The sequence below is a fragment of the Enterococcus sp. AZ196 genome (assembly GCF_050498845.1).
Taxonomy (GTDB): domain Bacteria; phylum Bacillota; class Bacilli; order Lactobacillales; family Enterococcaceae; genus Enterococcus_A; species Enterococcus_A murrayae.
Genome location: NZ_JBIPAM010000001.1, coordinates 2,402,284 through 2,415,111, shown reverse-complemented (window position 1 = coordinate 2,415,111; position 12,828 = coordinate 2,402,284). Strand labels below are relative to the sequence as shown.

Below are 12,828 nucleotides of genomic sequence, written 5' to 3'. Positions count from 1 at the left end.
GGAGAGAAACATTATGAAAACAATTCGCGTATTAGTAGCATGTGGAGCAGGAATCGCAACATCAACGGTAGTTATGAAAAAGGTTGAGGATTTATTTGCTAGAAATGAGATGCCAGTAGAGATCACGCAAATTAAAATAGCTGAAGCAGCAGGAAAGCAAGATGAAGCAGACATGTTGATTTCGACAACAATGCTGCCAACGCAATACAAAATTCCGGCGATTACAGCCATGGCTTTCTTAACAGGGATCGGTACGGAAAAAGTGGAGAATCAGATCATCGAGGCAGCTAAGGAAATTCAATAATTTTAGACTCATGTGTGTCAGTTCCGCCTTTTGCAGACTTTCGAGATAGAGAAGACTAGCGGGACGGCATACATGATAAGAAAACGATTTATTTTTTAAAGGAAAAAAATAAATACATTAAAAAAACGATTTAGGAGGAACGTATCAATGGATGGTTTAATGAATGTGGTGCAGAGTATTTTAGGTGCTGGCGCAAGTGTCATGCTGCCGATCATTATTTTCATTGTTGGGATTATTTTTAGGGTTCCAGTAAAAAAAGCAATTATATCGGGGATAACTGTAGGGATCGGGATGATCGGGATCAATTTGGTAATCAATGTGTTAACTACAAACGTTGGTCCAGCAGCACAAGCGATGGTTGAACGGTTTGGTTTAAACTTGACGATCATCGATGCTGGATGGCCAGCAGTCTCAGCCGGGACATGGGCGCAACCAATCGCGGCTGTGATGATTCCAGTGATTTTAATCGTGAATTTAATTATGCTGGCATTAAATCGAACGAAGACACTGAATATTGACATCTGGAACTACTGGCATGTTAGTTCTGTGGCAGCAACTGGTTATATTGTAACAAAAAGTTTTTTCTTTGGCATCCTATGCGGGATTTTGTTTACAATCATCATCCAAATTATTGCAGATAAAACTGCTCCTAAAGTCCAAGAATATTATGGACTTGAAGGTATCAGTATCACAACAGGATCTGCACAAGGGTATGCTGTTCTAGCGTTGCCGATTGGCTGGTTAGTCGATAAGATTCCTGGCATCAATAAATTAGATGTAAAACCAGAAACAATTCAAAAGCGCTTTGGTATTTTTGGCGAACCAATGATCATGGGGATCATCATCGGGATGTTTCTCGGCTTGCTGGGCGGCTATGATTTCATCGGTATTTTGCAAATTGGGATGAACATGGGCGGAGTAATGTTCCTGATGCCGCGGATGGTAAAAATCCTGATGGAAGGATTGATCCCGATTCAAGAAGGAGCGCAAAAATTACTGCAAAGTCGTTATGGTGATCGCGAGATTTATTTAGGGATGGATGCGGCGTTAGCAACGGGCTCACCAGCAGCGCTATCAACAGGTCTCTTGATGGTACCAATCACATTGTTCTTAGCAGTTATTTTACCGGGCAACCGAGTATTGCCATTTGGCGATTTAGCGACAATTCCATTTTTCGCGGCATTAGTTGTGCCTAGTCGTAAGGGAAATATTTTACATTCAGTCATCTCTTTAACTGTTGTTATGGCAGTGGCGTTATTGATGGCGACAAACTTTGCACCTGTTATTACTGAGATGGCACAAGGAATCGTCAAATTCCCAGAAGGTGCGGCAGAAATCACGAATTTAGATACTGGTGGGAACTTCCTGAAATGGATATTCTTGAAGCTGTCTGAATTAGTTGCACAAGTGATGTAGGAGGAATATAGAAATGACGAAAACAATGAAGGGTGTTTCAAAGCAAGCCCCCGGCTATGATCAAATGGCATTTCTCGACCTTGCGGTACCTGAAGCAACGGATGATAAGGTATTGATCAAAGTCGCTTATACCGGTATCTGTGGGTCAGATATCCATACTTTTAAAGGCGAATATAAAAACCCAACTACGCCAGTCGTGCTAGGACACGAATTTTCTGGACAAGTCGTTGCAGTCGGAGACAGTGTCACAAAGATCAAAATTGGTGATCGTGTGACCAGCGAGACCACATTCTATGTCTGCGGTGAGTGCGAGTATTGTCAGGAAAAACAATACAATTTATGTCCGCATCGTAAAGGAATCGGTACCCAGCAAAACGGCTCGATGGCCAATTATGTGCTGGCACGGGAAGAGAGTATCCATCTATTGCCAGATCATCTGAGTTATGAGGGAGCAGCGATGAGCGAACCTTTGGCTTGCTGCGTGCATGCGATGTATCAAAAGAGCCAATTGGAACTGAAAGATACCATCATTATCATGGGGCCTGGACCGATTGGTTTGTTCTTACTTCAGATTGCCAAAGAAATTGGGGCATTTGTCATTATGACAGGGATCACGAAGGATAGCCATCGCTTAGAATTAGCGAAAAAACTTGGCGCGGATGTGATTGTAGATACAATGAAGGAAGATTTGGCTAAGATCGTTGCTGAAGTAACGAATGGCTATGGTGTGGACAAAGTATACGACGCCTCGGGGGCCGTACCAGCTGTCAATGCCAGCTTGCCATTGATTCGCAAACAGGGACAGTTTATTCAAGTAGGCTTATTCGCCAATCAAATGGTGGATTTGGATACTGAATCAATCATTCAGCGAGAGATCGAATACATCGGCAGTCGTTCACAGAATCCTTATGACTGGCCCATCGCGATTCATCTGTTAGCCAAAGGCGCGATCAATATCAATGAGATGATCACAAAAAAATACCCATTGACAGAGTGGCGTGAAGCCTTCGATAAAGTGATGGAAGGTCATGAGATCAAAGTAATGATCGAGTCTAATCCAGGCGAATTTTAATTAAGCAAGGGAAGCTGTACCAGATTTTTTGGTACAGCTCTTTTTGTATTTTAGAATTATTTTTCACAAAGCGGATGGAAAAGGTGAACGAGCCCTGTGTACAGATTCCATTAGGGGGTGGCATGTTGAAAAATAAGTGCTTATCAGCAATCGATTACAGGAAAAGACAACTAGAAATATAAGGGTGATAAAAAATGGATGATGTTATTTTAAAATAATTTCACAAAGAAACCGTTTACTATTTTTGCTGTTCAGGCTAGACTAAAGGAAAAAATAAAGACAGGAGGGAAATAGATGGATCTTGACAATCGAAGCGTTCAAGTTCTTCAGACAGTCGCATCTACAATGAAAATTTCTTCCAAAGAAATTATGGAAAAATACAGTCTTACCCGCAACCAGTTAGATTACGCAGTAAAAAAAATAAACGACTATCTGGAAGAAAATAACTACCGAAAGATCATTCGATCACGTAACGGCAGCTTTGTAGTTGATACGAAAGTGGTCGATGCTTTCTCGGGAATCATGAACAGCGAAAGCCAGCTGCAGGCAAATCAAAACAGCTTTTTAGATGAGTATCATCGATTATTGGTTATTTTATTATTGATTTTCTCTGCGGATTATCTTTCGCTCTATCACTTTTCAGAAAGTTTAGAGGTTAGTAAAAATACCATAGTTTCAGATATCAAGAAACTCAAAGAACAGCTGAAAAGACACAAGATAACGATCGATTATTCTCGAAAGGGCGGCTATTATTTTCGAGGGGATGAAGAAGCGATTCGCGGATTGATTCTTGTAGTGACGGACCAAGTGATGGATTCCATCTATAATCGGCTCATTTTTGAAAAATACTTAGACATTCAAGTGGCCGAAATTGACAATCAGCGGAAAATGCTCCGCTTAGTCGAAGAGGAGCTGCAGGTTCAGTATACCGACAATCGGATACAAACGGCGCCTTATTTTTTGGTATTGCTGGATCGTAGAGTGAAAAACGGACACACAATTGAGCAGCGATTTGGATTGCTGGCTAAAGAAATTATGGACACGAATGAATATGCTGCAATCGTAAAAGTATTAGCTGGACAGGGGATATTGCCAAAATCCTATACAGAGCACCTTTATCTCTGCCTTTATATCCTTTCTTTGAAAATTACCGATTTAAGTAATATTTTTTCTCTAAACAAAGAAGCTTTGCGAACCCATATCGAGCTGTTTATCGCGATGCTGGAGAAAAACACGATCATACAGTTAAATGACAAGGCACAATTGATCGAGAACCTAACGCTGCATCTGACACCAGCGTATTATCGGATTCGTTATGGTTTGACTTCAGACTATACACTTACGGATATAGTAAAAAATCAGTTAGATCCTTTATTTTTTATTGTGAAGTCATCGATCGCACCTCTGGAGGAGTTTTTTGAAGAGCGCATTCCGAATGATGAGATTTATTTGATTACCATGTTCATTGGGGCCTATATGCAAAAAGAAAAACCGATCAATCTCGATCATACGATTGTTAAAGCAGCAGTCGTGTGCCCGAATGGCATCATCAGCTCAAAATTGTTGGAAAAGACATTAGACAATTGGTTTCCTATGATTCATTTTGTCAGCTCTTTTTCGATTCGCGAGTTTTATGAAAAGGAAGACAGTTTAGAAGTCCAATTGATTTTTTCAACTACGCCCTTAACTACTGAGTTACCCGTGATTGTTGTTGGAAATGACTTGTCCGCGATGAACAAAACCTTGATTGTCAACGAAGTGATCCAGCTGATTTACAAGATCGATAGTTATAAATTGCAGCCAGACCATATTTTATCGATTGTCAAAAAACATCTTCCGATGAATGACGAGATAGAAGGGAAGATACGTAAAGAATTGATGATCTCGTATAATTCAATTTTTCAAATACAAGACCAAGAGATTTTGACGAATGAAACAAAGCTAAACTTGAGTGATCTGATTACAAAAGAAAGTATCATCATTCTGCCAGATGATCTGAATTGGCAAGCTGTTCTACAAGCAGCGACCAAAAATCTGATTGACCGTGAGATTGTCGAGCCTAAATATTTACGCCATCTTGAAGAACAGTTTCCAGAGGTCACCCCGAGTATCGTGTTGGGAAATCAAATTGTCATCCCTCACACAGTTCCTGAAAATGGGGCTCGTGAGCTGGGAATGTGCCTAGCTAAGGTACAACAAGGGTTTACCAGTCAAGGTCAGAGTTATCGTTATGTCGTGGTTATTTCTCCGATCGATAAAAAAATGCACATTCAACCTATGATGCAGCTGCTAAAAATAGCTAGTGACCCTAAGGTGATTCAACGGCTGGATCAGGCGCAGGATAAGGAGTCGCTTTTAGCCATCATTCAAGATTTCAAAAAGTAATAAAATAGTGATCTCGTTCTTTTGGAGAACGGGATTTTTTGTATTCTCTGATAATTCTACAAATAGTTGATGATAAAAAATGCTTGTGAAATCAACGTTTTCCGCAAGTCATACAAATATTACGGAATAGGTTCAGTAAAAAATGAGTTCAAAAGAAATTTGAAAGAAAGCGTTTCCGTGCTATCTTTTGATTAAGCAAGAAGCAAAAAAAACAGAACAGGAGGGATCGAGTGATCAAACGAGAATTGCTTTTTAGCAAAATGAAGCCGCAGGATTATGAAGAGATGATTACATTCTTGGGGCAGAAAATGGAAGAACTAGGTTATGTTAAACCAACCTATGTTCCGGCAGTATTGGAAAGAGAAAAGGGATTTCCTACAGGATTGCAGATGGGAGATTATGGAATTGCGATTCCTCATACGGATCGTGAGCATGTACATCAATCCGCTTTAGCCATTGCGACTTTGGCAGAACCCATCGAGGTTTGCTCGATGATCAATCCGAAAGAAAAAGTCCGTGTGTCATTAGTCATCTTAATGGCAGTGGAGGACCCGGATGGCCAAGTCAAAATGTTGAGCAAATTGATGGGACTTTTTCAGGACGTCGAAACATTGAAGCGCCTAGAAAAAGCAGCATCTACAGAAGAAATGTATAACATCGTGGCAGAAATGGAATTGGAGATCGCGTAAAGCGAAAGGATGTCAGACCAGCTATTTAGCAGATTGCCAGAAAAAAAACGAGTAAAAAGTTCAAAAAAATAATGAAAAGAAATAGGAGGAGCAGTAATGAAAAGATACAATGTATTGTCCGTTTGCGGATCAGGAACAGTTACATCATCAATGGTGGCGGAAAAATTAAGAGAGACGTTGGAGGAAAAAGGATATATCGTTGATACGACAGAGGCAAATCCTAACGAAGCTTTATCTTTAGCGAAGACAGGCAAGTTTGATTTTATTACTTATACGAGTCCACTACCTGACGGAGACTATGGGATTCCAGTAGTAAATGCGATCGGTTTCTTAACAGGCTTTGGTGAAGATGAATTTTTAGAAGAAGTGGATGGCGTTTTGTCGGCATTGGAAAAATAAATTTTAACTAGGTTGTTTTGGTTTCTTGCGAATGGTAACAGAGAATTTGCTTTTGCTGATTCTCTTCAGCAAAGGCTAAATGCATTAATTAGTAAAAAGGTATACGGCTTGAAAATCAGCCTTATTTTCAGCAGGAAAAATAAATACATTAAAATGAAAAAGGAGTAATGAAATGTTAGAAACATTAAAGAGCGTTTTTGATACGTTTGGATCAGCAGTTTTTGTCCCTGTAATGATTTTTGTGGTTGCCAAAGTATTAAAAGTGAAGACTCAAAAGGCATTTTTATCTGGATTATATGCAGGTGTAGGATTGATGGGCTTCACCTTGATTTTGAACTCATATACCCCAATCATTTCTAAAGTTGTTCAACAGATGGTTGACCAAACAGGGATCAATCTTCCGGCATTTGATGTGGGGTGGCAGGCGACTGCGTTAGTTGCCTATTCAACAGAAGCAGGCATGATCTATTTAGTGATCGCTCTAGTTTTACAAACAGTTCTTTTCCTAGTGAAGTGGACCAATGTATTCCAGCCTTCAGATTTATGGAATAACTATTCTTATATGGTTTGGGGCTCAATGGTTTATCTAGCTACGAAAAATATGATCTTAGCAGTTGTATTGATGTGTTTACTAAATATGTACAGCTTACTATTATCAGAAATGCTGGCTCGACGCTGGTCTAGCTATTATCATTATCCCAATTGTACGATCATTGCAATGCACAATATCGAACCAGGCATCTTTGCATTATTGATGGACCCGATTTGGAATATGCTTGGCCTGCACAAAGTTCGATTGAATCCGCAAGGCTTACAGAAAAAATTAGGTTTCTTGGGTGAACCGATCTCACTAGGCTTATTCTTAGGTCTGTTTTTAGGAATTTTAGGAAATCTCAGCAACCTAGCAGAACTATCTGCTTGGGGGCAAATCACAGAAGTAGCGATCGCAACCAGTGCCGTAATGGCGATCTTCCCGAAAGTAGCAGGAATCTTCTCACAAGCCTTCAACCCAATTTCACAAGCTGCTAGTAAAAACGTTCGCGGCAACAATGAAGGACGTGAATGGTATCTAGGTGTAAATGATGCAACGGGCTATGGTGAACCTGCGACATTGATTTCAGGAATTCTTTTGATTCCGATCATGGTATTTATCGCAATGATCTTACCTGGTAATCAAACGTTGCCAGTCGTTGACTTGTTGGCAATTCCTTATATGGTACAAGCGTTGGTATGTTTATCGAATGGGAATATTGCGAAGACATTGCTCAATGGTGTGATTTGGTTCAGTTTAGGATTGTATATGTGTTCGTATACTGCACCAATGTTTACAGAAATCGCGCAAACAGTCGGGGTTACTTTACCAGCAGGTGCGTTGATGGTAACAAGCTTCAATATTTTAGGGAAACCAATTTTTGGTTTGATCTTCTTAGCCTTTTTAAGTCAAAATCCATTACTGATTGGCTTGACGATCGTCGCATACTTTGTCGTTTACTTCTTGTTCCGCAAAAACAAAGAAGCTTTCTATGGATATGTTGAACGGGCTGCAGCAAAAAACAGCGTTGAAATCCCAGATGCTAAAACCAAAGTGGCTTAATAGAGATAGAGAAGGATGAAAAAGACCATGACAAAAAAGATGAAAGCAAGTGTATTGATAAAACCTGGTGTATTGGAAGTTCAAGAGGTGGATGTTCCCGCTATTGGTGAAGATGAAGTATTAGTCAAAGTCGCTTACGCGGGGATCTGTGGCTCAGATGTGCCCCGCGCAAACTTAGAAGATGGTGCAAGAATGTATCCGCTCATTTTAGGACATGAATTCAGCGGAACTGTTGATCGGGTAGGATCACAGGTCACTAAAGTTCAGGTCGGAGACAAGATCGCCGTTGCACCACTGATTCCCGATCCAAATTCTGAATATACAAAAGAAGGATCCTATGGTCTCAGTGATAATTATAACATAATCGGTACTGGCAGTAACGGTGCCTTTGCCGAATACGTGAAAGTTCCTGAAGAGCACTGTGTAGTAATGCCGGAAGATTTGGATCTATTGTCAGCAGCTGGGGTAGAGCCAGCGACGATCAGTTGGCATGCAATGCAGCGCTCAAATATGAAGGTCGGCGATACAGTGGCGGTTCTTGGTTGTGGCCCAATCGGACAATTTGCGATTCAAATTGCGAAAATTTTCGGGGCAAAAAAAGTGATCGCAGTCGACATTTTTGATGAAAAATTGGACTTGGCAAAACAACTTGGCGCAGATGTGACGATCAACAGTAAAGAACAGGATCTAGAAGAAGCAATCAAGGCCGAAACGGGTTTAGGTGTACACGTAGTGATTGAAACTGCTGGAAGCAAATTCACTCAAAAACAAGCGCTTTTAATTACTCGCAAACATGGAACTGTGGTATTAGTGGGAATCTCACATCAAGACCTGCCATTATCTGAACATGAGGCAGAGCGCATCATGCGTGCAGAATTGACGATTACAGGCTCATGGAATTCCTATACAGCACCTTATCCAGGCCGTGCATGGGAGGCAACGCTAGAGGAAATGTCTAAGCGCAGAATCAAGTTCAAAGAAATGGTGAGCAATGAAATCACGTTAACAGATTTGCCGGATGTGCTGCCTAAGATGTTCAATCGAGAACTTGCTTATAACAAAATCGTTGTTGCAGTCAATCCAGAGTAAGAGGGGACCGAATCGATGTTAGAACAATTAAAAGAAGAAGTATTTCAAGCGAATTTAGCATTACCTAAACAAGGATTAATCAAATATACATGGGGAAATGTCAGTGCTTATGATCCTGAGACAAGCTATTTCGTTATTAAACCCAGCGGTGTCAGCTACGAAGAAATGATCGCTTCGGATATGGTCGTAGTCGATTTAGATAATAATGTGATCGAAGGGAAACTAAATCCTTCATCAGATACGCCGACTCATGCAGTATTATATAAAGAGTTTCCAGAAATTGGCGGTATCGTTCATACCCATTCAACATGGGCAGCAGCCTGGGCACAATCAGGTTTAGATGTACCAGCGATGGGAACGACCCATGCGGATACGTTTTATGGCTCCGTTCCATGTGCGCGCTTTTTGACACAAAATGAAATCGATGAAGGGTATGAACACGAGACAGGAAATGTCATTATTGAGACATTCAAGCAGCGTGAAATCAAACCATTGGAAGTTCCAGGAGTGCTGCTGCATGGACATGGACCATTTACCTGGGGGAAAGATGCCCAAAGTGCAGTGATGAACGCAGTTGTATTGGAAGAAGTTTGTAAGATGAACTTGCTGACTCGACAATTAAATTCGTTTGCAGAAGAATTGCCGCAGCGCGTGTTAGATAAACACTATTTGCGAAAGCATGGGGCAAATGCTTATTACGGACAAAAATAATTATTAGATTGGAGGAGGATTACGATGATTAGCGATTTGTTTGTTTTGATCGGTTTAGCTTTTTTTATCAAAATCTTTTTTGATGGAGCGAAAAAACTAGTCGTTGGCGCCAATGGGGATGTCGTAAAAAGTAGAACTTATTGGATTCACGGCGTGTTGGGTGTGGCTTTTATGATCGTAGCTCGACTAATTACGATCCTCCTCTAATTAATTAAAAGCTGGAGGATGATGAAATGAAGATCCATGAGATCAGTCAAGCTCCTTTTATCCGAGAAATGTGTGAGGCAACTAGTCAATTATGGGCGTATGGCTGGGCAGAGCGGAATGGCGGAAACATTAGCTATCGGTTGCCACAGGAGGAAGTTCAATATTATCTTGATGTCGATCAGGTTAAGAGAACGGTTGAGCTAGAGTTTGCTGTTAACAATTTAGCAGGGGAGCTATTTCTTGTTTCGGGTTCTGGCAAGTATTTTAAAAATATTCAGAAGAATCCCGCTGATAGTTTAGCGATCATTCGCATAAGTACAGAAGGGGACAAGTACGAACTACTGTGGGGGCTAGAAGGCGGCGATTTGCCAACAAGCGAGTTAGCGTCGCATCTTCAATGTCATGCAGTTCGCCTCAAGCAGGATCCAGAACATCGAGTAATTTTGCACACCCATGCAACAGCGATATCGGCAATGACCTTTATTCATGATTTAGATGAGAGAAAATTTACAAAGACACTATGGCAAATGATTACAGAGTGTTTAGTTGTTTTTCCTGATGGAGTGTCCGTTCTTCCGTGGATGGTTGCTGGAACGAGTGAATTAGGTGCTGCTTCGGCAGAAAAAATGCATGATTCTAGGATCGTCATTTGGCCGCATCATGGCATCATGGGTGCGGGACAAACGATGGATGATGCTTTTGGTCTAGTCGAAACAGCAGAAAAGGCCGCACAAATCTATTTGCAAATTTGTTCGACAAGACAAGAAATTAAGCAGCAAATTAGTGATCAGCAGCTTTTAGATTTAGCAGAAAAGTTTCACGTGAAACCGAAGGCTGGGCTATTGAGGGAAGAAGGACAGCAAGATGACTAATGTAGTCGTGATTGGTGACCCGTTTGTTCCAGCGAATAATTTGGCTTCCGCGGCAAAAGGATTGATGCTTGAAGCACCAATAAACATTCAACGGTTTGAATGGCGAGCTGGCCAATCACGTTCAGAATTTCGCGAGACCATCAAAATATTGGAACGGGATGGTCCGAATAATTTTGAATGGCCGTTAGAAATACTGGAAGCTGTTTCGACAGCTGAATACCTACTAGTTCATTTAGCACCTGTTTCACAAAAATTACTTGCTCATGCAAAAAAGTTAAAGATGATCGGAACCTGCCGAGGCGGTTTGGAACATATTGATTTAACAGCAGTGAAAGAATCAAAGGATTTGTCGGTAATCAATGTCATTCGAAACGCAGAACCAGTAGCAGATTTTACGATTGGCTTGATGTATGCGACTGTTCGCAATATTGCGATGTCCGCGATTCAAGTAAAAAATGGCAGGTGGCCGCAAAATTTTCCGAATGATGCGTACAAAACCTCCTTCTCCAATCTAAAAGTTGGTTTGGTGGGATTAGGACATATTGGAAAAATCGTAGCGAAACGATTAACCGCTTTAGGATTAGAAGTCAGCGCCTATGATGCGTTTATGGATCAATCAACGTTGGATCAGGAAGGCTATCGGGTTCAGCTGAAAAGCTTGAAAGAAATCTTTAGTGACTCAGACGTGGTGTCCTTGCATTTACGAGTAGTGCCTGAGACGATAAAGTTGGTTGATCATTCATTATTGAGTTTGATGAAGCCAAGTGCATATTTGATTAATACTGCTCGGCCGGATATTATTGATCGAGCCGATTTGATCGAATGCTTAACGAAAAAAAGGATTGCTGGTGCTGGTATTGATGTATTGTGGGAAGAGCCGATCAATCCAAATGAGCCTTTATTAGAGCTGGACAATGTTGTGATTACTTCACATATTGCCGGAGATACGATCGATGCGATTGAGCGTTCTCCACAATTACTACAAATCGAAATGAATAAAGTATTGCAAAAGCTTAAGTAGTTCGCCTACTTAAGCTTTTTTTGCCCTCTGTAAGAAGGTATGATCTTTTCAGTCTTATTTGCTGAGACACACAGCGACTGTTTTGGAGAGCTGATGTGTAATTAGTGCTAAAAAGTTGAATGAGTTTGTGAAGTCTTTGATACCTTTTCACAAATTAGTGTACTTTTTTTTCTAATCTCAAAAAAAAGAGCGTATTAATCATTTTCGGAAAGCGCTTTATACTGAGCTTGTAATTAAGAGGAGGGAATACAGAATGTCAGATTGGTTAGATGTTGCAGGAAAAAAAGTGATCGTAACAGGCGGATCTTCAGGAATTGGAGCAAGTATTATCGATGAATTGCTGGATCAAGGAGTGATCGTCGTAAACTTTGATCTTCAACCTGGTAAGGTAACGCATGATAATCTTTACTATTTTCAGACGGATATTTCAGATCGCCAGCAAGTGGAGGAAAATGTATCGAAGGTCGTTGAGGAATTCGATCGGATCGACGGATTAGTGAATAACGCTGGGATCAATGTTCCGCGTTTATTAGTGGATAAGGAAAATCCTCACGGTCAGTTTGAATTATCAGATGAGGTATTCGACAAAATGATGGCAATTAATCAAAAAGGTCTCTTTCTAATGACACAAGCAGTCGCTCGGACGATGATGAAAAGTCACGAAGGGGTAATCATCAATATGTCTTCGGAATGCGGTTTGGAAGGCTCAGAAGGGCAAAGTCCGTATGCGGCAACGAAAGCAGCAGTCAACAGCTTTACGCGGTCGTGGTCCAAAGAGTTGGGCAAGCAAGGAATTCGAGTGGTAGGAGTAGCACCAGGAATCATGGAGGAAACAGGCTTGAGAACGGAAGCCTACGAGACAGCACTAGCTTACACACGCGGAATCACTGTTGAGGAGCTTCGTAAAAACTATGATAAAACCACTACGATTCCATTAGGACGGAGCGGAAAGCTCAGTGAAGTCGCTGATTTGGTGTGCTATTATTTATCTAATCGTTCTAGCTATATTACAGGTGTTACGACTAACATTGCTGGAGGAAAGACACGAGGATAAAAGAAGGTGGGGGTA

General features: G+C 40.9%; 13 protein-coding genes. All 13 read left to right on the top strand.

Translation table 11 applies throughout. The annotated features are described in order from the left end of the window. The first annotated feature begins 13 nt into the window (after positions 1-13). The 13 genes from IGI67_RS11585 to IGI67_RS11525 all read left to right on the top strand — a co-directional run bounded on the left by IGI67_RS11585 (position 14) and on the right by IGI67_RS11525 (position 12,813). Positions 14-304, top strand: coding sequence for a PTS sugar transporter subunit IIB (locus IGI67_RS11585; RefSeq protein ID WP_207110046.1), 291 nt, complete (start codon positions 14-16; stop codon positions 302-304). A 147-nt stretch (positions 305-451) separates the two neighbouring features. Continuing rightward, positions 452-1,720 (top strand): PTS galactitol transporter subunit IIC, encoded by a 1,269-nt coding sequence (locus tag IGI67_RS11580; RefSeq protein ID WP_207110047.1) that lies wholly within the window; start codon positions 452-454, stop codon positions 1,718-1,720. A gap of 13 nt (positions 1,721-1,733) precedes the next feature. Further along, positions 1,734-2,792, top strand: coding sequence for a zinc-binding dehydrogenase (locus IGI67_RS11575; RefSeq protein ID WP_429957791.1), 1,059 nt, complete (start codon positions 1,734-1,736; stop codon positions 2,790-2,792). 294 nt (positions 2,793-3,086) lie between these two features. After that, positions 3,087-5,177 (top strand): BglG family transcription antiterminator, encoded by a 2,091-nt coding sequence (locus IGI67_RS11570; protein WP_429957790.1) that lies wholly within the window; start codon positions 3,087-3,089, stop codon positions 5,175-5,177. Positions 5,178-5,407: 230 nt separating this feature from the next. After that, the gene (locus IGI67_RS11565; RefSeq protein ID WP_429957789.1) at positions 5,408-5,866 is read left to right on the top strand and encodes a PTS sugar transporter subunit IIA; all 459 of its coding nucleotides are present in this window, start codon (positions 5,408-5,410) and stop codon (positions 5,864-5,866) included. Between the two features lie 96 nt (positions 5,867-5,962). Next, positions 5,963-6,265 carry a PTS sugar transporter subunit IIB gene (locus IGI67_RS11560; RefSeq protein WP_207110051.1) on the top strand — a complete coding sequence of 101 codons (303 nt, stop codon included), beginning with the start codon at positions 5,963-5,965 and terminating at the stop codon, positions 6,263-6,265. A gap of 172 nt (positions 6,266-6,437) precedes the next feature. Then, complete coding sequence (locus IGI67_RS11555) at positions 6,438-7,859, top strand: PTS galactitol transporter subunit IIC (protein WP_207110052.1); 1,422 nt, start codon at positions 6,438-6,440, stop codon at positions 7,857-7,859. Positions 7,860-7,886: 27 nt separating this feature from the next. Next, on the top strand, positions 7,887-8,948 hold the full coding sequence (locus tag IGI67_RS11550; RefSeq protein WP_207110117.1) for a zinc-binding dehydrogenase: 1,062 nt from the start codon (positions 7,887-7,889) through the stop codon (positions 8,946-8,948). A gap of 15 nt (positions 8,949-8,963) precedes the next feature. Beyond that, positions 8,964-9,659: an L-ribulose-5-phosphate 4-epimerase gene (locus IGI67_RS11545; RefSeq protein ID WP_429957787.1), complete on the top strand. Its 696-nt coding sequence runs from the start codon at positions 8,964-8,966 to the stop codon at positions 9,657-9,659. 24 nt (positions 9,660-9,683) lie between these two features. Further along, on the top strand, positions 9,684-9,866 hold the full coding sequence (locus IGI67_RS11540; RefSeq protein WP_207110054.1) for a hypothetical protein: 183 nt from the start codon (positions 9,684-9,686) through the stop codon (positions 9,864-9,866). Positions 9,867-9,892: 26 nt separating this feature from the next. Continuing rightward, positions 9,893-10,738, top strand: coding sequence for a rhamnulose-1-phosphate aldolase (rhaD, locus tag IGI67_RS11535; RefSeq protein ID WP_429957786.1), 846 nt, complete (start codon positions 9,893-9,895; stop codon positions 10,736-10,738). After that, positions 10,731-11,759: an NAD(P)-dependent oxidoreductase gene (locus tag IGI67_RS11530; protein WP_429957785.1), complete on the top strand. Its 1,029-nt coding sequence runs from the start codon at positions 10,731-10,733 to the stop codon at positions 11,757-11,759. Before rhaD ends, IGI67_RS11530 begins: the two co-directional genes overlap by 8 nt. Positions 11,760-12,012: 253 nt before the next feature. Then, positions 12,013-12,813, top strand: coding sequence for an SDR family oxidoreductase (locus IGI67_RS11525; RefSeq protein WP_429957784.1), 801 nt, complete (start codon positions 12,013-12,015; stop codon positions 12,811-12,813). Positions 12,814-12,828: the final 15 nt, after the last annotated feature.

Bases quoted from the DNA above. Each gene is read 5' to 3' on its own strand.
- IGI67_RS11585 (WP_207110046.1), top strand. From the start codon at position 14: ATGAAAACAATTCGCGTATTAGTAGCATGTGGAGCAGGAATCGCAACA.
- IGI67_RS11580 (WP_207110047.1), top strand. From the start codon at position 452: ATGGATGGTTTAATGAATGTGGTGCAGAGTATTTTAGGTGCTGGCGCA.
- IGI67_RS11575 (WP_429957791.1), top strand. From the start codon at position 1,734: ATGACGAAAACAATGAAGGGTGTTTCAAAGCAAGCCCCCGGCTATGAT.
- IGI67_RS11570 (WP_429957790.1), top strand. From the start codon at position 3,087: ATGGATCTTGACAATCGAAGCGTTCAAGTTCTTCAGACAGTCGCATCT.
- IGI67_RS11560 (WP_207110051.1), top strand. From the start codon at position 5,963: ATGAAAAGATACAATGTATTGTCCGTTTGCGGATCAGGAACAGTTACA.
- IGI67_RS11555 (WP_207110052.1), top strand. From the start codon at position 6,438: ATGTTAGAAACATTAAAGAGCGTTTTTGATACGTTTGGATCAGCAGTT.
- IGI67_RS11550 (WP_207110117.1), top strand. From the start codon at position 7,887: ATGACAAAAAAGATGAAAGCAAGTGTATTGATAAAACCTGGTGTATTG.
- IGI67_RS11545 (WP_429957787.1), top strand. From the start codon at position 8,964: ATGTTAGAACAATTAAAAGAAGAAGTATTTCAAGCGAATTTAGCATTA.
- IGI67_RS11540 (WP_207110054.1), top strand. From the start codon at position 9,684: ATGATTAGCGATTTGTTTGTTTTGATCGGTTTAGCTTTTTTTATCAAA.
- rhaD (WP_429957786.1), top strand. From the start codon at position 9,893: ATGAAGATCCATGAGATCAGTCAAGCTCCTTTTATCCGAGAAATGTGT.
- IGI67_RS11530 (WP_429957785.1), top strand. From the start codon at position 10,731: ATGACTAATGTAGTCGTGATTGGTGACCCGTTTGTTCCAGCGAATAAT.
- IGI67_RS11525 (WP_429957784.1), top strand. From the start codon at position 12,013: ATGTCAGATTGGTTAGATGTTGCAGGAAAAAAAGTGATCGTAACAGGC.